Source organism: Vibrio orientalis CIP 102891 = ATCC 33934, from assembly GCF_000176235.1.
GTDB classification, from domain to species: Bacteria; Pseudomonadota; Gammaproteobacteria; order Enterobacterales; family Vibrionaceae; genus Vibrio; species Vibrio orientalis.
In genome coordinates this window covers 217,537-236,459 of sequence record NZ_ACZV01000002.1, presented here as the reverse complement: position 1 = coordinate 236,459, position 18,923 = coordinate 217,537, and the positions used below count along the sequence as shown (strand labels likewise).

The window sequence follows — 18,923 nt, the reverse complement described above, 5'->3', positions numbered from 1 at the left end:
TCGCTTGCTAACGTTTAAGGCTCCTCCGGGAGCCTTTTCTTTTGTACAGACAATAAAAAAGCCAGCAATAGATGCTGGCTTTAAGTAACAGTTAACGGCTAATCGACTTGTTTAATTTGCAACTCTTTAGGCACTTCAAAGAACATGTTCTCTTCGCGACCTTGAATTTCTTCAACCGATCGCGTGCCAACCAGATCTTTAATGCGCTCAAGGATTTGATTGACCAACTCTTCTGGTGCAGAGGCGCCAGCAGTAACGCCAACTTTCACTTTTCCTTCAAACCATTTTGGTTCGATATCTTCAGGGCAATCCGTTAAGTAACCCGGGGTACCTAACTTTTCAGCTAGCTCTTTTAAGCGAGTAGAGTTTGAAGAGTTTTTAGAACCAACCACAATCACCACATCAACGTCAGTGGCCATTTCACGCACCGCATCTTGGCGGTTTTGTGTTGCGTAACAGATATCATCTTTACGTGGACCTTGGATATCAGGGAATACGCGACGCAGCTCTTCAATGACGTCTGCTGTTTCATCAACCGATAACGTGGTTTGGCTGACATAGTGCAAGTGATTAGGGTCTTTAACCAGTTCTTTAAGCTTAAGAACGTCTTCTGGTCTTTCAACCAAGTACATACCGCCTTCATCACTGGCGTATTGGCCCATCGTGCCTTCAACCTCAGGGTGACCAACATGACCGATTAAGACCACTTCCATATGCTTACGGCTCGCGCGAGCCACTTCCATATGGACTTTAGTCACTAGTGGGCAAGTTGCATCAAACACGGTTAAATCACGCTGCTTAGCTTCTTTGCGCACTGCCTGCGAGACACCATGAGCAGAAAAGATAACAATGTTGTCATCTGGCACTTCACTTAACTCTTCAACAAAGATAGCCCCGCGCTGCTTTAAGCCTTCCACAACAAAACGGTTATGTACCACTTCGTGGCGTACATAGATCGGTGGCTGGTACATTTCTAAAGCACGCTCAACGATACTGATGGCACGATCTACACCGGCACAAAAACCGCGAGGGTTAGCTAACTTAATTTTCATTTCATTGCTCATGGAGTCGTTTTCTTCTTTGGCCGCTTATTCTACTGACAAAATCTCAACTTCAAAAGTCACATCTTGCCCAGCAAGTGGATGGTTGAAGTCTACTGTTACTGAATCACCGGCGATTTCGGTAATAATGCCTGGGATCTCCATACCATCACGGCCAGAGAATGCCATAATGGTACCGACTTCAACCTCAGCATCACCAACAAACTTGGCGCGATCCATATGGTGGACATGATCAGGGTTTGGCATACCAAACGCATCTTCAGCTTTAAGCTCAATCGCTTTTTGGTCTCCAGTTTTTAAACCGAGTAAGCACTGCTCAAAGTTTTCACTTAAGCTGCCATCGCCGATAACAAGCTTTGCTGGCTTCCCCATGTTATGGGTACTGTCGGCTACCGAACCGTCTTGCATTTTAATGGTAAAATGCAGAGTTACTGCTGAATCTTGGGCAATTGTCGTCACGTTACTACTTCCTTGGAGTTGTTGTTATTTTATCGATGCTAGAAAGGCACACCAATTAGCGCTTCAACATAAAGAAAAGCGCTGCCTGAATCAACCGACAGCGCTTAAGGTTATTCACTCAATCACGAATTACGCTTTGGCTTGTTCTTTGTTACGAAAGCCATCAAGAATAATCATTGCTGCACCGATACAAATAGTGGTATCCGCTAGATTGAATGCAGGCCAGTGGTAATCCCCCCAGAAGAAATCTAGGTAATCGACGACAAATCCATGCACTACGCGGTCGAATACATTACCTACCGCACCACCAATAATCATCGCATAAGCAATATTATTCCACTTCTCTTTTGCTGGCAGCTTGCTCATCCAGTACGTAAGCATACCGGTTACCGCAAAGGCAATACCAGTAAACAGCCAACGTTGCCAACCCGCTTGGTCACTTAGGAAGCTAAATGCTGCGCCGTAGTTGTGAACATACAGCAGGTTAAAGAACGGGAGCACTTCGATACGATTTGCCCAGCCATAACCCATGTTGTCCATCACAAACAACTTGATAGCAATATCAGCAAAGAAGATAACAATCGCTAGCCAAAGCCAACGCACACCTGATTGTTTTAATGGAATATTACTCATTAAAGTTCCTATAAAATCATGAACTAGACACTACTGTAAGAGATCCCCAACTCGGTCGTTCCTCCCTCTTGAGGATGACACTGGACTATCTTTACAGCACCGTCATTCCTTAGAGCGAAGAATGAGTGAGTAAGGAATCTCAACAAGCTTACTGTGCACTTATCGAAGTATTGCCCACACATTCAAGCCCTACGGTTAAGTGACGGCAAGTTCTTGGCAATTTATGTAAAACGGCAGTTAAAAATAACCCCAGTATGTACTGGGGCTATAATATTTCAATAAAGTTCAACTTCTCGTTGAGCTAAACTATGCGAATTTGCGCACTTCGCCTTCACCATCAACGTTCGTTGCACAGCGACCACAGATCTTCTCGTGACCTTCGATTGTGCCTACGTCAGGAGTATGGTGCCAACAACGGTCACACTTCTCGTTTTCTGTTGCTACAACTTCAACGAACAGGCCTTCAACATCCGTTGCTTGCGCTGCATCCGTCTTCTCGCTGAGAGGCTTCACTGTTGCTGCAGAGGTTAGAAGAACAAAGCGTAGCTCATCTTCAAGTTTGTTGATTTTCGCCGCTAGCGCATCATCTGCGTATAGGGTTAGCTCTGCTTGTAGTGAACCACCGATAGTCTTCTCTTTACGCGCATCTTCTAGCAGCTTATTCACGCCACCACGAACCGCTTGCATCTCTGCCCAGAATTCGTTGCTTAGCTCTTCGCCTTCAGCAAGACCGAATAGACCTTCGAACCACTCACCAGTGAAGACGAACTTATCACGCTCACCAGGCATTTCGTTCCAAATTTCATCCGCAGTGAATGACATGATAGGCGCCATCCAACGAACAAGAGCTTCTACGATGTAGTAAAGCGCTGTTTGACAGCTACGTTGAGCGTGACCACCCAGTTTCGCTGTGTACTGACGGTCTTTGATCACGTCTAGGTAGAATGAACCCATTTCAATCGAACAGAACTGCATTAGACGCTGTGTAACTGCGTGCGTGTTGTACTCACCGTACGCTTTAACAATCTCTTCTTGCGCAGCCAGTGCACGGCCTACAGCCCAACGATCCAGTGCCACCATCTCTTCTGCAGGAACGATGTCAGTTGCTGGGTTAAAGCCGCTTAGGTTTGCTAGGAAGAAACGTGCAGTGTTACGGATACGGCGGTATGCATCTGCGCTGCGCTTCAGGATTTCGTCTGATACGGCAACTTCACCAGTGTAATCTGTCGAAGCAACCCATAGACGTAGAATATCTGCACCTAGCTTGTTGGTTACGTCTTTTGGCGCAACTACGTTACCGATAGATTTAGACATCTTACGACCGTGACCATCAACAACGAAGCCGTGTGTTAGTACTTGCTTGTATGGTGCTTCACCTTTCATCGCGATAGATGAGATCAGTGAAGATTGGAACCAACCACGGTGCTGGTCTGAACCTTCAAGGTATAGATCAGCGCTTGCACCGTTGTACTCTTCACGAGCATCAACGACTGAGTAGTGAGTCACACCTGAATCAAACCATACGTCTAGCGTATCAAGCACTTTCTCGTACTTATCGGCTTCTTCGCCTAGTAGGTCTGCGATTTCTACATCCCACCAAGCTTGAATGCCTTTCTCTTCAACTAACTGAGCTACTTTCTCAACTAGTTCAATCGTATTCGGGTGAAGCTCTGCTGTTTCTTTATGAACGAATAGAGCGATTGGCACACCCCAAGTACGTTGACGAGAAATACACCACTCTGGGCGACCTTCAACCATACCTTCGATACGGCTTTGGCCCCACTCAGGCATCCACTCAACACCCTTGATTGACTCTAGTGCTTTTGCACGCAGGCCTGCTTGGTCCATAGATACGAACCACTGTGGTGTTGCACGGAAGATGATTGGAGTTTTGTGTCTCCAACAGTGTGGGTAGCTGTGCTCGTATGCATGGTGGTGTAGTAGCGCACCTTTCTCTTTCAGAACTTCAAGAACTGAATCGTTCGCTTTGAATACGTGCTGACCAGCAAATAGCTCAGTATCAGGTAGGTAAACACCGTTAGAACCGACTGGGTTTGCGATTTCTAGGTCGTATTTTTTACCAACCACAAAGTCTTCTTGACCATGGCCTGGTGCAGTGTGAACAACACCTGTACCTGATTCAGTTGTCACGTGTTCACCAAGGATCGCCGGCACTGTGAAGTCGTAGAATGGGTGGTTGAACTGAGTCAGTTCAAGATCGGCACCGGTAGCAAAACCAAGATTGTGGAAGTGCTCAATACCAGCACGATCCATTACGTCTTTTGCTAGCTCAGACGCGACGATAATACGTTGCGCTGCTTGCTCACCGTTTGCTTCCACTTGGATAAGAACGTATTCCAGGTCATCACGTAGACATACTGCGCGGTTTGCTGGCAGTGTCCATGGCGTAGTCGTCCAGATAACGATAGAGACATCACCTTGGCCTTCATGACCTTCTGCTAGGTTAAATTTAGCAACAAGAGCCGCTTCATCTGCTGCTGTGAATTTCACATCGATAGATGGAGATACTTTATCTTTGTACTCAACTTCCGCTTCTGCAAGAGCAGAGCCACAGTCAGTACACCAGTGAACAGGCTTGAAACCTTTCAGTAGGTGGCCGTTATCTGCGATTTTACCTAACGCACGGATGATGTTTGCTTCTGTATCGAAGTCCATAGTGCGGTATGGCTTATCCCACTCACCCATGATACCTAGGCGCTTGAAGCTCTCTTTTTGGCCTTCTACCTGGCCTGCCGCGTACTTACGACACTCTTCGCGGAATTCTGCCGCAGAGATTTTTTGGCCTGGTTTGCCTTTTTTCTTTTCTACCATTAGTTCAATTGGTAGACCGTGACAGTCCCAACCAGGAATGTACGGTGCATCAAAACCAGAAAGTGTTTTGGATTTAATAATAATGTCTTTAAGAATCTTATTTAGTGCGTGACCAATGTGGATGTCACCATTTGCGTATGGAGGACCATCATGCAGAACGAAAGATTTTTTGCCTTTCTTCGCTTCACGGATTGCGCCGTAAAGGTCTTCTTTATACCAACGCTTAAGCATTTCTGGCTCGCGATTCGCCAGATTGCCGCGCATCGGAAACCCTGTTTCAGGAAGGTTCAGGGTATCTTTATACTCACTCATCGATTCTTAATTCCGTTGTGTTGGGTGACAGTTAGACATTATGCCAAGCAGTGAACTAAACCGCTTGGTCTTCACGCTGGCGCAGCCACACCCTTGCTGCTTCAGCATCCAATTCAATTTGATGTTTTAAAGCTTCGAATGATTCAAATTTATGCTCATCTCGAATCTTATCTAAAAGTACAATTTCTAGCTGTTTACCATATAAGTTGGCTTTAAAGTCGAATAGATGTACTTCTAGTTGTTGGCGAACCCCATTTACGGTTGGTCGATTACCAATGTTCGCCACGCCTCCTATTGGTTGTTCACCAAGGCCAAGAGCCTCAACGGTATACACACCAGAGACAGGAGATACGCAACGCTTTAGGGGAATATTCGCCGTAGGAAAGCCGATCGTACGACCTAATTTGCGACCATGTGATACGCGGCCGCTAATACTATAATCTCGCCCTAGCATTTCTGCTGCGGCATCAAGCTTATCTTTCGCTAATGCTTTACGAATGGCAGTGCTACTGACTCGCAGTTGTTCCAAACGAAAACTTTGAGTACTTACGACTTCAAAGCCATACTGTTTGCCCGCTTTTTGCAGCATTGCAAAGTTGCCTTCACGACCACGGCCAAAGCAAAAGTCATCACCTACGACGAGAAACTTAACACCCAAACGCTTCACCAACAAGTCACTAATAAATTCATCAGCGCTTTGGTTGGCAAACCTATGGTTAAAATTAACACAAAGAAGCCTTTCAATGTTGAGCTTACTCAACTGAACATATTTATCTCTTAAACGAGTTAAACGTGCTGGCGCTTTATCTTTAGCGAACAATTCCAAAGGCTGAGGATCAAAGGTCATTACCGTTGACGGCAAACCTAATACGCTTGCCTGCTCAGACACTTGGCGTAATACTTCTTGGTGGCCTAAATGCACACCATCGAAGTTTCCGATCGTCAATACACACCCTTGATGATGTGATTTGATGTTATGAATGCCTCGGATCAATTCCATTGGAAACCGCTAAAAACCTATCTTTGTATTAATTACTCTTCGAAAAAGAGTCATGTTGCGTAAAACTGACGGATTATATACTAATCAGGTTCACTCTGTCGCTGCTTTTAAGTCTTTTAACTTAACACCTAAAAGGAGCAAGGTCGCTAGATAAGCCGCTGCACCTAATCCAATCAACAGCACCAGTCCCGTCACTCGCTCAACAAAACTCCAAGCTAGCCAAACGGACATATCTTCTAATTGCCACAATATAGCAGCGACCATTAAGCCACCAGCAATCACTAACTTGATAATAAATAAGACGGTTCTACGTGTTAGCTTATACACACCAGAGAGATGCAAACCACGATAGAGCAAAGACATATTGACGAATGCAGACAGCGCTGTCGCAATCGCTAAACCCACATAGCCATAGAACCACGCAAAAATAGCGTTGAACACCATATTAGTGACCATGGCAATAATGCCGTATTTAACTGGGGTTTTGGTATCTTGACGAGAGTAATAGCCTGGCGCCAGTACTTTGATCAACATGAAGTTTAGTAGGCCCGATGCGTAAGCGACCAAAGACATCGATGCAAACTGGACATCTTGCGGGCTAAATTCACCGCGCATAAATAACACCATCAACATTGGTTTGGCTAACACCATCAAGCCCAACATCGCAGGGATACCAAGCAGTGTCACCATGCGTACGCCCCAATCCATTGTCTGGGCAAAACCATCACTCTGCGCATCAACGTGTTTACGCGACAGTGCAGGAAGGATCACCGTCGCAATCGCAATGCCAAACAGACCTAAAGGGAACTCCAGTAAGCGGTCAGAGTAATAAAGCCAACTGATTGAACCCGTTTGTAGGAAACTGGCAATAAAGGTGTCAAACAAAAGGTTAATTTGACTCACTGATACACCAAACAGGGCTGGAATCATCAGAGTGCGAATTTTCACAACACCAGGATCGCGCCATCCCCACTTTGGCCTAACCATGACTCCCGCTTTAATAAGAAAAGGAATCTGGAATAAGAACTGCACTAAACCGCCAAGGAACACACCAATAGAAAGGCCTATTTCTGGCTGTTCTAACTGAGGCGCGATATACCATGCCGACAGAATGATCATGACATTAAGAAAGACAGGCGTAAAAGAAGAGACCGCAAACTTGCCCATGGTGTTGAGTATCGCTCCCGACAGAGCAACAAAAGTAATGAACCACAAATAGGGGAAAGTAATTTTGAGCATAAAACTCGCTAGCTCAAATTTTTCCGCTGAAGGCCCACCATTCATCCAGTCGAGAAACCAACCAAAACCGAACAGCGCCGTTACCACGCCAGAGCCTAAAACGCCAAGTAACGTAACAATAGAGACAATTACTCCGAGGGTACCTGCCGCTCTAGCGATGAGCTCACGGGTTTTATTCATGTCCCCGGCGGCATGGCTTTCGGTTAATACTGGAACAAAGGCTTGTGAAAATGCCCCTTCTGCAAACAATCGGCGCAAAAAGTTAGGAATCTTGTTGGCAAAGAAGAAGACATCCGCGCTCGCACCCGCCCCCATTAAATTGGCAACAACAACGTCTCGCACTAAGCCTAAAACGCGAGAAATCAATGTCATGGCACTAACAATCATGCCTGACTTGAGTAGACGTTTACTCACAATAACCTCGGGATTTGAAAATTTTGCCTTACTTTACACTAGGAATGTCATAACCAGAGTAGATTAGTATTAGCATTGAAAAAAAAATACTGTTAGAATCCCCGCCATCTTAACCGTGAAGACCCTTCATTCCAAAATTTGTTTGGCTCGATTGGTTTTTGCACAAATTATTTGACATTTAAGAGCAAATAGGGGATATTCCTCGCCCTTAAATTGTCACTGAACTAAGTTTTTGGGAGTTAGACCCTTGGCAAATAGTAAATCTGCTAAGAAGCGCGCTATCCAGGCTGAGAAACGTCGTCAGCACAACGCTAGCCGTCGCTCAATGATGCGTACTTACATGAAGAAAACTGTTGCTGCTATCGAAGCTGGCGACAAAGCTGCTGCAACTGAAGCATTTGCTACAGTTACACCAATCCTAGACCGTATGGCAACTAAAGGCCTTATTCACAAGAATAAAGCTGCTCGTCATAAGTCTCGTTTCGCTGCTGCAATCAAAGCTCTTTAATTAGAACTCTGATTATACAGTGAAAGAAAAAACCGGCTTACGCCGGTTTTTTTATATCTAAAATTCAGATTTTCAACTCAAATTAGATCATTTACTCATTGCAGTAGAGATCATGTAACAGCTGAATCATCGCTTTCACTTCTTCACTGCTCAATGTGTAGTAAACTGTCTGCGCTTCTTTGCGAGTATTCACTAAACCATCACGTCTCAGCCACGCAAGATGTTGAGAAAGCGCGGATTGACTCAGTTCAAGCTTACTGCACAGCTCCCCAACTGACAGTTCTTGGTTATGCAGCAAACACAGAATCTGTAGACGACGTTCATTTGCCATCGCCTTAAGTAGTACTACCGCCTGTGCAGAGTTTTTTTCCATCTCTTGTAAATTCATCGGCTACTACCTCTAAAACAATATAACAACAAGAATTACATTCCGTTATCTCATACCATGCATTATATAACCATAATTTTTATAATGATATTTAACGAGAATATTTCAAATATTAATCGAATTGTTACAACTAATCTATTTGTTCAAATGAAAAAAGTTCTTAATTAAACAAGGTTGTGAAGTCTGCATCACAAACATTCTTGACTGCAGGGTGCTGAATCATACGTTCTGCAAAGATGACGTAGTACTCTTCCTTCAACTCTTCGATATGACCAATCAACTGCAAAGGAAGGTCACTCTCAACCTCAGTTACGTAAATAGAAGGTGCTAAAAAGATCACGTCATGGTGATAGCGAGCAAATGACTTCATTAATGCTACGTCATCAAATTCACCTAAGATATTTGGCTTAATGCCTTGTCGATCAAACCATTGCAGCACTTTACGCCCCATTGCAGTACGGCTTCCTGGGATCAACAGCTTTCTCTGTTCCAATACAGCTGGAAAACTAACATCATCGACGTTACCCGAACAGAAGAAGCTCATATTCGACTCACCTAGTTTTTTACTATATAAGCCAGGGCTTTGGCTTGAATCTACCGGGCAATCAGACAAGATCATATCCAGCTTATGTTGAGCAAGCTGTTCGAGTAGCATTTCGTGGGTGGACTCGAAGCAACGCAGATGAATGCTGTTATCATCCGGTACTGTGGTCATTAAGATCTTACTCACCAATCGCTTTGACAACGCATCTGCCACACCGACATCAAACAGGATATTCGAACGCTGACTGTAATTTACGATATCCAGCATCTCATAACTCAAGCCAAACATACGGTCAGCATATTTAAATACCAACTGCCCAAGCTCTGTCGGCTCTAAACTACGGCCATTACGCTTAGTAAGCTTGCCCTCCATACGCTCTTCTAATGCTTTGATCTGCCCAGTGACAGTTTGCGGGGTCAGGAATAATGCGTCCGCCGCTTTGGTGACGGATCCCTGTTTGCACACCATCCAAAAGTAATAAAGGTGGTTATAGTTTAAGTGCGACATCAACAGATACTCTTATTAAGCGAATAGGAAGGTTATATCAGAAGCAAACCATGACAACAATAACTCGACAAAACCGATGCAAATTGGCAATTTAATTAAGTTTTACCGAACTTAGAATTTATAATATGACAATTCACTGTCATAAACTTCTACTTACGCTAAATTTTTTGTGTTTTTTTTCGATTCTCGTCACACCTTTAACGCCTTCAAAAACACCCAGTAAAACCTTTTATATTCAACAATTTACATTCAATGTAAATTTCCAATTACACGCAATAACCTGTCACCCAAGCAAAAAAAAAACCATTACACACAACTGTAATATTACTGAAATATTTCCCCTCTAACATCGGCCTCAGTTTCAACAACAGACCAAAACAAAGACATTAACGGTCCACGGAGAAAATGATTATGAACCAAGCTACTACTACAGCGGCGCCGATTTCGAGCACTACTCGCTGGTTGCGCTGGGCTAACTTGGCATTCATGTTGTATCTGCTACTTCTAGCGGTATCTATGGTAGGCAGTGGTTTCAAATGGGCAACAGGCGACCAAGCCAAAGTTCTATTTGAATTTGCCTCTCACCCTGTAGCAGGTTTGATGATCGGTTTAGTTGCAACCGCACTTATCCAATCTTCAAGTACAGTAACTTCAATTATCGTGGGCCTAGTTGCCGGCGGTCTTCCGGTGGAAACAGCTATCCCTATGGTGATGGGTGCAAACATCGGTACTACTGTGACGAACACGCTAGTTTCTCTAGGTCACGTTCGTTGCAAAGAAGAATTTAAACGTGCTTTTGCAAGTGCGACGATTCATGACTTCTTTAACCTATTAGCGGTAGCAATTTTCCTACCTCTAGAAATGATGTTCGGCATCCTTGATAAGATTTCACACTGGCTAGTATCTCCATTCCTAGCAACAGGTGACATGAGCATCAAAGGTCTAAACTTCATCAAGCCAATTACTAAGCCAGTTGTAAGTGCAGTTAAAGAGCCGTTAGCAACATTTGGTGACCAAGTTGGTGGCGTTCTACTTATCGTTCTGGGTATCGCGACAATCTTCGTTGCAATCACAGTGATGGGTAAGCTAATGAAGAGCCTAATGGTTGGCCGTGCTCGTGAAATCCTGAAGAATGCAATCGGTCGTGGTCCAATTCACGGTATCGTATCAGGTTCAGTAGTCACAGTACTTGTTCAGTCTTCTTCTACGACAACAAGTCTAATGGTTCCACTGGTTGGTTCAGGTGTTCTAAAAGTGCGTGATGTTTACCCGTTCACTCTAGGTGCAAACATCGGTACGTGTATTACAGCTCTACTTGCTGCAACAGCAGTATCTGGCGAGTTCGCAGTATTCGCTCTACAGATTGCACTTGTACACCTAGTGTTCAACCTAATGGCGACGGTATTCATCTACGGCATTCCGTTCCTACGTGAGATTCCAGTGAAAGGTGCAGACCTTATCTCTGATATGGCAGTGAAGAACAAAGCGGTTGTTGCTGGTTATCTATTAGCAGTGTTCGTTGCACTGCCAGGCACAATCCTAGCACTGACGGCTTAATACCAAAGACCATCGCTTATTTGAAGGCCCGCTACTTAGGTAGCGGGCTTTTTTGTGTTTGGACGAAAGAGAGCCGAAAACTAATAGAGATTCCCTACTCGCTCCTTCGTCTCTCTATGGAATGACCGTCTATATATCAAACCATAAAAAAGCAATGTCATCCTCAAGTGTGAGGCACAAACAATTTGGGGATCTCTTATAGCAAGTTGAAAACCTTGAGAGATTTCCACTCGCTCCTTCATCTTTCTATGAAATGACCGTCCATATATCAAACCATAAAAAGCAATGTCATCCTCAAGAGTGAGGCACGAACGAGTTGGGGATCTCTTATAAGCAAGTTGAAACCCTTGAGAGATTCCCACTCACTCCTTCATCACGCTATAGAATGACCCAATATGGTGTTACTAACCTCAATCAGGGTGCAGCCCTTTCCTGCAGACACAAAAAAGCCGCCCAATTGGACGGCTCAATCAACGACTTTAATCACTACACCGAAAACGGATACTTAATCGCTTCGTGGTGCTCGTAACCTTCTACCCAGAAGTCATCCAGTGTTACCCAAGTTTCTAAATCTTCAAGCGACTTAATCTCAGGGTTGATATGGAAAGTCGCAGCCTTAAGGGGTTCACGCTTAAGCTGCACATCACGCATTAGCTCTAGCTGATCTTCATAGATGTGAGCATTCACTATCTTGTGGTATGCCTGACCCGCTTTCTTACCCGTAATCTGCGCCATAATAGCGAGGAACACATAAACCTGAACCATATTGAAGTTAAGGCCTAATGGAACGTCACATGAGCGCTGAGTACTGTTTAAGTACAGCGTGTCCCCTAATAACGAGAAGTGGTGGCTGTACATACAAGGGCGTAAACACCCCATGTGGAACTCACCTGGGTTATAGAAATTCAGAATTTCACCACGGTCATCAACGCCACGAGTCAGATCATCAACAATCTTACGCAGTTGATCGATATGACCACCATCCGGCTTAGCCCAAGCGCGACCTTGAACACCGTATACTCGGCCCATATCGTCTTCGCCTTTACGATAAGGGTTGTTCAACCATGCTTCATTCAGGTTGGCATTCGCATCCCAAGTTTTAGTACCTAATTTGCGAAAATCATCAGCATTGTCGTAACCGCGAATATAACCAAGTAATTCTGCAACCGCTGCTTTCCAGAAGCTCTTACGGGTTGTCACCAAGGGAAATTGATTGTTGGCAACATCGTAAGTTAGATCGGCATTGATCACGGTTAGGCAGCGTTTGCCTGTACGTTCGTTTTCTACCCATTCACCTTGGTCAACGATACGCTGACAGAGATCTAAATACTGCTTCACACCAATTCCTTACTTCGTTTGTTGTGGTAACTCATCTTTGTAATGGCCGCGCTTGTACGCCCAAACCATCATCAGAATACCAATGATCACCATAGGTAGTGATAGAATTTGCCCCATAGAGATAAATCCACCAAACAGACCTAAATGTGCATCAGGTTCCCGTACATATTCTACTAGGAAACGGAATGTACCATAACCCGCTAAGAATAGCCCTGATACAGAACCAAGAGGACGAGGCTTCTTAATAAACCAGTTCAAGATAAAGAACAGCACAATCCCTTCTAAGAACATCTCATACAGTTGTGATGGATGGCGCGGTAGCGGCCCACCATTAGGGAACACAAATGCCCAAGGCACGTCTGTTACACGTCCCCAAAGCTCACTGTTCATAAAGTTACCTAGACGGCCCATACCTAAACCAAACGGCACCAACGGCGCAATAAAGTCAGCGACACCAAAGAATGTACGGCCATTTTTGTGCGCATACCAGAACATTGCCGTAATCACACCCAGCAATCCGCCATGGAATGACATCCCACCAGTCCAGACTTTAAATAGGTAGATTGGATCTTGTAGGAACAGTTCAAAGTTGTAGAACAGCACGTAGCCAACTCGTCCACCAATCACTACGCCTAGGAAGCCAGCAAAGAGTAAGTCTGAAACTTGTTCTCTTGTCCAACCACTATCTGGCTGATCTGCGCGTCGGTTTGCCAACCAAAGAGCGAAAGCGAAACCCACTAGGTACATTAAGCCGTACCAACGAATAGAAAGAGGGCCAATAGAGACCAATACTGGATCTATATTAGGAAAGGAAAGGTATCCCTGAGACATAGGATTTTTACTCTTATTAAGTTTAGATAATCATGAAGCGTATAGATGAGAGTGCCTTACAGCAACATAGTTCCAGCAACACACATTAAAAACAGTGCAAATATTTTTTTCAAAGTTGGGGTTGGTAACGATGTCGCTAACTTGGCCCCAGTTCGAGTCATCAACATAGACGTCGAAGCAATGGCGATAAGCGCAGGAAGGTACACATAACCTATGCTGTATTCAGGCAAAGACTCGACCTTATAACCATGCATAATAAACCCTAGCATGCCTGATATCGCAATCATACAACCACAGACAGACGAAGAACCGACGGCTTTGCGCATATCAATACCATGGCGATTAAGAAAAGGCACCGACAAAGAGCCTCCACCGATACCCGCTAGGCTAGAGATCATCCCTATTCCAGTGCCAATACCCATAGTGACTGCATTACTAGGCATAGTTTTAGCTGCCTTGCCTTTAAGTGAGAACAGCATTTGTACCGCGAGACAGAAGACAATCACGCCAAAGACCTTAGGTAGGTATTGAGAGGGTATCCATTCAGCTACTTTAGCGCCTAGGAAGCCACCAACCACCACGCCTGGCATTAACCACTTCACCACAAACATATCCACATTGCCTAGCTTGAAGTGATTCAAAGCAGATGAACCGGATGTTGCAATGATAGTCGCCAGAGAAGTCGCTAACGCAATGTGCATACTAATATCAGGATCAACACCTGCCATAGGTAGCAGAAATAGTAGTGCAGGGACAACGATCAAACCGCCACCAATGCCCAATAGCCCTGCCATCACACCGACAATTGCACCAAGCAGCATAAACGCGAGAAGTAATTCAATTAACACAAACAACCTTACTTATTACCAGCACGGATAAAGCCAGCAAAACCTTTATCTTCGAAAAATGCCTGCATCATAGTATATATGTCATGACCATAAGGCTGTATCAGCGCTTTGTCAGCAAGCGCTTCAAGTTCGCTTACGTCAGTATGGCGCAGCAGATACTTCACTTTGGCCACGTTAGAGGTGTTCATACTCAAGCTGCGATAGCCTAAGCCAACCATTAGCAAAGCTCCAATAGGGTCACCGGCTAATTCTCCACAAATACAAACCGGTAACTTCAGTTGCTGACAGCTTTTATGAATATGACTTAATGCCATAATTACGGAAGGGTGCATTGAGTCGTAAACATCTGCAACTCGCGCATTGTTGCGATCGACAGCCAATAGATACTGGGTTAAGTCGTTGGTACCAATGGAAACAAAATCCACTTTACTCGCAATCAAGGGCAGCAAGTAAATCATTGATGGCACTTCAATCATCACACCAATTTCAGGCATACGAATACGTTCATCGAGCTCTGAAACTTCATCATAAGCACGCTCTATCAACTCGATTGCATCATCAAGTTCTTGAGCACCAGAAACCATAGGCAATAAGATACTTAAGTTCTGATGAATCGAACTAGCTCGCATCATGGCGCGAATCTGCATTAAAAAGATATCGGGATGATCCAAAGTAAAACGAATCCCACGCCATCCCAAAAAAGGGTTGTCTTCTTCGATTGGCAGGTATGGCAGTGCCTTATCACCACCAACATCAAGAGTACGCATCACTACGCGTTTGTCAGGGTAGCTGTTCATCACTGCTTGATATTGCTGAGTCTGCTCTTCTTCGGATGGAAAACGATGCTGAAGTAGGAAAGATATTTCAGTTCGATACAGTCCGACCCCATCTACCCCTTGGTTGATGGCGATATTGGCATCAGCACTCAAGCCCGCATTGAGCATCACTTCAATACGTTCACCATCTTTGGTAAAAGCAGGCTCTTCGATACGTTGATTAACCTTATTGGCTAACTCGCGTTCTTGGTTAGCCAGTGAACGATACTCACGCAACAGCTGCTTGTTTGGCGAAATTAGGATCTTACCGCTGTAGCCATCGACCACGCCTAATTTTCCCTTAATCACTTTGGGATTAAGGTTAGCGCCCATCACGGCAGGGATCCCCAGCGCTCGAGATAAGATTGCTGCATGGGAATTGGCTGCGCCATCGAGCGAAATGACCGCGAGCAGTTTCTCTTTGGGCACCGAAGCGAGCAAGCTTGCCGTTAGCTCTCTAACCACCAAAATCACTGGCTTTTCAATAACCTGACGATCTTGTGCGGTATTGTGCAAAAAGAATAATAAGCGCTGGCCCAGTTCACGAATGTCTTGAGCACGTTCACGTAAGTAAACATCCGACATACGAGCAAAACGATTAGAGTAAGACTCAACAACTTGACGAAGCGCCCAGTCGGCACGATCCCCTTTTTGAATCTGCGCTTTTAAGTCTTTGCGCAGCATCGGGTCATTTAGTAGGTGGGTAAAAAGGTCAAAAATAGCCAGTGCATCTTTATTGATTTCACTGTCTAGTTTTTTACGCATGCGACGAAAGTCGCCCAACGCCTCTTCTATAGCCAGCAGTAACCACTCTTGTTCACGTTCGACATCAAGCGTGGAAGCGGGATAGACATTTGAGAGCTCCGGCTGAGTATCATCCCACCACAGCTCACCAATTGCGACTCCAGACGAAGCTGGTACACCACGGATCGCTTGTTGTTTTTTCTCTAAGCGCCAATGACCTTGGGTCTGTGCATGAGCGATGATAACCGCCAACTGGGCAGCAAGAGTCACCAAAAAGGACTCTTCCATTTCATTGAACAAGCGCGGTGATTTTTGCTGTACTACCAATACCCCAAGCACCTGCTTGCGGTAAATAATCGGCGTACCGAGAAAGCTTTGGTAAATCTCTTCACCTAGCTCTGAGAAGTATTTAAATTTGGGGTGCTTAGACGCCTCAGCGAGATTCAAAGGTTCAGCACTACGTTTAACTAAACCAACCAAACCTTCACTGAAACGAATATGAATCTTGTCACCTTTGAAACGCAGCCCCTGAGTCGCCATTAACTCTAAGCGCTGCATTTCTTCATTGGCAAGATAGACAGTACAACACTCAGTGTTCATAGCACTGCATGTTTGCTTTACTAGAATATCTAAAGCCTGATGAACCTCATCCACTTTAGATACTTGTTCAACTATTTCCCTTAGCTGAGAAAGCATGTCTATCCTCTTCGGTGTTTACGTTTACCTTTGACTCTGCGTTCTTTAAATGGCATCGCCATTGATGCAAACTCTTTCATTGCGCGTCGATATACATCTCGCTTAAAAGAGACCACTTGTCGCACTGGGTACCAATAACTTACCCAACGCCAACCATCAAATTCAGGGGAACTACCTCGCTGCATATTGATCTGTGACTCGTCACAATCCAAGCGCAGTAGAAACCATTTCTGTTTTTGGCCGATACAAACAGGTTTCGAATCCCAGCGTACCAGTCGTTTTGGTAGTTTATACCTTAACCAATGACGACTTGTCGCAACGATTTTGACATCTTTCTTAGTAAGACCAACCTCTTCATATAACTCCCTGTACATTGCTTGTTCAGGGGTTTCACCTTCATCAATTCCACCTTGTGGGAATTGCCAAGAGTGTTGTCCGTATCGTTTAGCCCAGAAGACCTGACCATGGCTGTTACAGATTACAATTCCCACATTTAAGCGGTAACCATCGCCATCTATCACTGGCCAACCTCAAATAAATTCTTAATTACAGTGATTTTTCCACATATCCCCAGTAGGAGCAAACTTACTAGTGTGACTCACACAAAAAATATTACCTTCCTCTTAAATAATGAATAACTTTTAATCAAATAAGAGGTTACTCACACACATGTGAGACATAGCCCACATTTATTCACCTTTTCTGTGTATAACTATGTGAAGAATCAATGAGAAAGTGATCAATAAACAGACGCACCTGAGGGGTGATGGATTTACAACCATCAACTAAAAACAATTATATCTTTTAAAACATGCAATTACAGAAAACCGAACACCTTATAAAACACTTAAGGCCTAAAAAAGACGACCGTAACTCAGATCGGTTAAAGATCAATCAACACTGCATTTATCCACACTTACCAATAACGAACTGAGTAATAACTTGAAAATACAAGCATTTTGTCACCATAAAAACACTGTTAATTTATACATAACTAACAAATATAGACTATTTTAATGCCAAGCCTGTGGATAACCCGTTAAGTGATGATCTTTTGCACATAACGATCAATCTTAGTGCATTCGAAATTTAGCTAGATTCCGCTACAATAGCCCTCCTCTTCATAGATAGATCGACGCTACATGAAATCAGAACCCCAGTCAGAACAAGAACTGCTTGAACGTGCGAGTAATATTGCAGGCGTCAGTTTTCAAGAACTCGCTGATGAAGCAAAGATCGAGGTTCCACCGGATCTTCGCCGCGATAAAGGCTGGGTTGGTCAATTACTTGAATGGCATTTAGGTGCAACGGCAGGAAGTAAACCAACACAAGACTTCGAACAACTTGGAATCGAGCTAAAAACCATCCCAATTAGCTATTCAGGAAAACCGCTAGAAACCACCTTTGTCTGTGTTGCCCCTTTAGTCGGTGTTCACGGACTGACCTGGGAAACTAGCCATGTTAGAAATAAACTGTCTCGTGTCTTATGGGTACCTGTCGAAGGGGAACGTGAAATCCCCTTAGCTGAACGACGCGTCGGCTCACCGTTAATTTGGTCACCAAGTGAAGAAGAAGAACTGCAGTTGAAAACCGACTGGGAAGAGTTGATGGAGATGATCGTGCTTGGTCGTGTCGAGCAGATCAACGCCCGACATGGTGAAATGCTTCAGTTACGTCCTAAAGCAGCCAATAGCCGAGTGCTAACTGAAGCGTACGGCGCAAGTGGCAAACCGATAAAAACCCTACCAAGAGGGTTTTACCTTAGAACGCAATTTACTGCTCGTATTCTTGAACAGCACTATGTTTAGTGTGTCGTCAGAGACAACTCTACATCGTGATATAACGGCCCATCTCCGACGCCAAATTCGTCATAGGCGTTATGTAGGCGTAGATAGGCTCTTTCGACTCCTAACCGCAATAGTTCTTCTTTCACCAGCTCCAACGAATCATAGTGGATTGGCTCATCATCCACTTTAATCGGCTCAAGCTTGTGTTTGTATTCCACGGCGAGTAAATACTGAGATAAATCAGAACAACCAATCACAAATACCTTAGGTGGCTGATAGCTGTCCTTGTGGTGCCCATGGATCCATCTATCTAACTGACTTTTTTGCATAATTCACCTCCATAAAACAGTATTAGCCAACTTATCAAATTTTGCGAATTTGTTATCTGATACCTTTTCTAACCTTTGAAA

At 44.4% G+C, this 18,923-nt stretch carries 17 protein-coding genes; 3 read left to right on the top strand and 14 right to left on the bottom strand.

All coding sequences use genetic code 11. The features are described from left to right. Positions 1–98: 98 nt before the first annotated feature. From ispH to murJ, 6 genes are all read right to left on the bottom strand, one after another. Positions 99–1,064: a 4-hydroxy-3-methylbut-2-enyl diphosphate reductase gene (gene ispH / locus VIA_RS01900; RefSeq protein ID WP_004410252.1), complete on the bottom strand. Its 966-nt coding sequence runs from the start codon at positions 1,062–1,064 to the stop codon at positions 99–101. A 24-nt stretch (positions 1,065–1,088) separates the two neighbouring features. Next, positions 1,089–1,520: an FKBP-type peptidyl-prolyl cis-trans isomerase gene (fkpB, locus tag VIA_RS01895; protein ID WP_004410249.1), complete on the bottom strand. Its 432-nt coding sequence runs from the start codon at positions 1,518–1,520 to the stop codon at positions 1,089–1,091. Positions 1,521–1,649: 129 nt separating this feature from the next. Then, a complete protein-coding gene (gene lspA / locus VIA_RS01890) occupies positions 1,650–2,153 on the bottom strand; it encodes a signal peptidase II (protein ID WP_004410246.1) in 504 nt (167 codons plus the stop codon). A 306-nt stretch (positions 2,154–2,459) separates the two neighbouring features. Next, the gene (gene ileS, locus VIA_RS01885) at positions 2,460–5,297 is read right to left on the bottom strand and encodes an isoleucine--tRNA ligase (protein ID WP_004410244.1); all 2,838 of its coding nucleotides are present in this window, start codon (positions 5,295–5,297) and stop codon (positions 2,460–2,462) included. A gap of 55 nt (positions 5,298–5,352) precedes the next feature. Continuing rightward, the gene (gene ribF, locus VIA_RS01880) at positions 5,353–6,297 is read right to left on the bottom strand and encodes a bifunctional riboflavin kinase/FAD synthetase (RefSeq protein WP_004410242.1); all 945 of its coding nucleotides are present in this window, start codon (positions 6,295–6,297) and stop codon (positions 5,353–5,355) included. Between the two features lie 90 nt (positions 6,298–6,387). Continuing rightward, the gene (gene murJ, locus VIA_RS01875; RefSeq protein ID WP_004410239.1) at positions 6,388–7,950 is read right to left on the bottom strand and encodes a murein biosynthesis integral membrane protein MurJ; all 1,563 of its coding nucleotides are present in this window, start codon (positions 7,948–7,950) and stop codon (positions 6,388–6,390) included. A gap of 247 nt (positions 7,951–8,197) precedes the next feature. On the opposite strand from murJ, the gene rpsT reads away from it, so the two are divergent. Continuing rightward, positions 8,198–8,458 carry a 30S ribosomal protein S20 gene (gene rpsT / locus VIA_RS01870; protein WP_004410238.1) on the top strand — a complete coding sequence of 87 codons (261 nt, stop codon included), beginning with the start codon at positions 8,198–8,200 and terminating at the stop codon, positions 8,456–8,458. A gap of 91 nt (positions 8,459–8,549) precedes the next feature. On the opposite strand, the gene VIA_RS01865 is transcribed toward rpsT, so the two are convergent. Both VIA_RS01865 and nhaR read right to left on the bottom strand, forming a co-directional pair. Then, entirely contained in the window at positions 8,550–8,846 is a 297-nt protein-coding gene (locus tag VIA_RS01865; RefSeq protein WP_004410233.1) for an ArsR/SmtB family transcription factor, read from the bottom strand. 160 nt (positions 8,847–9,006) lie between these two features. Further along, entirely contained in the window at positions 9,007–9,897 is an 891-nt protein-coding gene (nhaR, locus tag VIA_RS01860) for a transcriptional activator NhaR (RefSeq protein WP_004410231.1), read from the bottom strand. A gap of 411 nt (positions 9,898–10,308) precedes the next feature. On the opposite strand from nhaR, the gene VIA_RS01855 reads away from it, so the two are divergent. Beyond that, positions 10,309–11,454 (top strand): Na/Pi symporter, encoded by a 1,146-nt coding sequence (locus tag VIA_RS01855; protein ID WP_004410229.1) that lies wholly within the window; start codon positions 10,309–10,311, stop codon positions 11,452–11,454. 486 nt (positions 11,455–11,940) lie between these two features. Here the strand turns inward: VIA_RS01855 and VIA_RS01850 are convergent, their stop codons facing one another. Genes VIA_RS01850 through rppH form a run of 5 tightly spaced genes read right to left on the bottom strand, consistent with a single transcriptional unit; the run spans position 11,941 to position 17,247 of the window. Beyond that, positions 11,941–12,792 carry a thymidylate synthase gene (locus VIA_RS01850; RefSeq protein WP_004410227.1) on the bottom strand — a complete coding sequence of 284 codons (852 nt, stop codon included), beginning with the start codon at positions 12,790–12,792 and terminating at the stop codon, positions 11,941–11,943. 9 nt (positions 12,793–12,801) lie between these two features. After that, the gene (lgt, locus tag VIA_RS01845; protein ID WP_004410226.1) at positions 12,802–13,623 is read right to left on the bottom strand and encodes a prolipoprotein diacylglyceryl transferase; all 822 of its coding nucleotides are present in this window, start codon (positions 13,621–13,623) and stop codon (positions 12,802–12,804) included. Between the two features lie 56 nt (positions 13,624–13,679). Further along, a complete protein-coding gene (locus tag VIA_RS01840; RefSeq protein ID WP_086027921.1) occupies positions 13,680–14,444 on the bottom strand; it encodes a sulfite exporter TauE/SafE family protein in 765 nt (254 codons plus the stop codon). Between the two features lie 35 nt (positions 14,445–14,479). Beyond that, positions 14,480–16,726 carry a phosphoenolpyruvate--protein phosphotransferase gene (gene ptsP, locus VIA_RS01835; RefSeq protein WP_004410224.1) on the bottom strand — a complete coding sequence of 749 codons (2,247 nt, stop codon included), beginning with the start codon at positions 16,724–16,726 and terminating at the stop codon, positions 14,480–14,482. 2 nt (positions 16,727–16,728) lie between these two features. After that, positions 16,729–17,247, bottom strand: a complete 519-nt coding sequence (gene rppH / locus VIA_RS01830; RefSeq protein ID WP_004410223.1) for an RNA pyrophosphohydrolase — start codon at positions 17,245–17,247, stop codon at positions 16,729–16,731. A 621-nt stretch (positions 17,248–17,868) separates the two neighbouring features. Here rppH and mutH point away from each other — a divergent pair. Beyond that, positions 17,869–18,534 carry a DNA mismatch repair endonuclease MutH gene (gene mutH / locus VIA_RS01825; RefSeq protein ID WP_004410221.1) on the top strand — a complete coding sequence of 222 codons (666 nt, stop codon included), beginning with the start codon at positions 17,869–17,871 and terminating at the stop codon, positions 18,532–18,534. On the opposite strand, the gene VIA_RS01820 is transcribed toward mutH, so the two are convergent. Next, positions 18,531–18,842 (bottom strand): DUF6482 family protein, encoded by a 312-nt coding sequence (locus tag VIA_RS01820; RefSeq protein ID WP_004410212.1) that lies wholly within the window; start codon positions 18,840–18,842, stop codon positions 18,531–18,533. The genes mutH and VIA_RS01820 overlap by 4 nt on opposite strands. Positions 18,843–18,923 lie beyond the last annotated feature (81 nt).

Excerpts from the sequence above, each read along its gene's own strand:
- ispH (WP_004410252.1), bottom strand. The coding sequence starts at position 1,064 with ATGAGCAATGAAATGAAAATTAAGTTAGCTAACCCTCGCGGTTTTTGT.
- lspA (WP_004410246.1), bottom strand. The coding sequence starts at position 2,153 with ATGAGTAATATTCCATTAAAACAATCAGGTGTGCGTTGGCTTTGGCTA.
- ileS (WP_004410244.1), bottom strand. The coding sequence starts at position 5,297 with ATGAGTGAGTATAAAGATACCCTGAACCTTCCTGAAACAGGGTTTCCG.
- ribF (WP_004410242.1), bottom strand. The coding sequence starts at position 6,297 with ATGGAATTGATCCGAGGCATTCATAACATCAAATCACATCATCAAGGG.
- VIA_RS01865 (WP_004410233.1), bottom strand. The coding sequence starts at position 8,846 with ATGAATTTACAAGAGATGGAAAAAAACTCTGCACAGGCGGTAGTACTA.
- nhaR (WP_004410231.1), bottom strand. The coding sequence starts at position 9,897 with ATGTCGCACTTAAACTATAACCACCTTTATTACTTTTGGATGGTGTGC.
- VIA_RS01855 (WP_004410229.1), top strand. The coding sequence starts at position 10,309 with ATGAACCAAGCTACTACTACAGCGGCGCCGATTTCGAGCACTACTCGC.
- lgt (WP_004410226.1), bottom strand. The coding sequence starts at position 13,623 with ATGTCTCAGGGATACCTTTCCTTTCCTAATATAGATCCAGTATTGGTC.
- VIA_RS01840 (WP_086027921.1), bottom strand. The coding sequence starts at position 14,444 with ATGCTGCTTGGTGCAATTGTCGGTGTGATGGCAGGGCTATTGGGCATT.
- ptsP (WP_004410224.1), bottom strand. The coding sequence starts at position 16,726 with ATGCTTTCTCAGCTAAGGGAAATAGTTGAACAAGTATCTAAAGTGGAT.
- mutH (WP_004410221.1), top strand. The coding sequence starts at position 17,869 with ATGAAATCAGAACCCCAGTCAGAACAAGAACTGCTTGAACGTGCGAGT.
- VIA_RS01820 (WP_004410212.1), bottom strand. The coding sequence starts at position 18,842 with ATGCAAAAAAGTCAGTTAGATAGATGGATCCATGGGCACCACAAGGAC.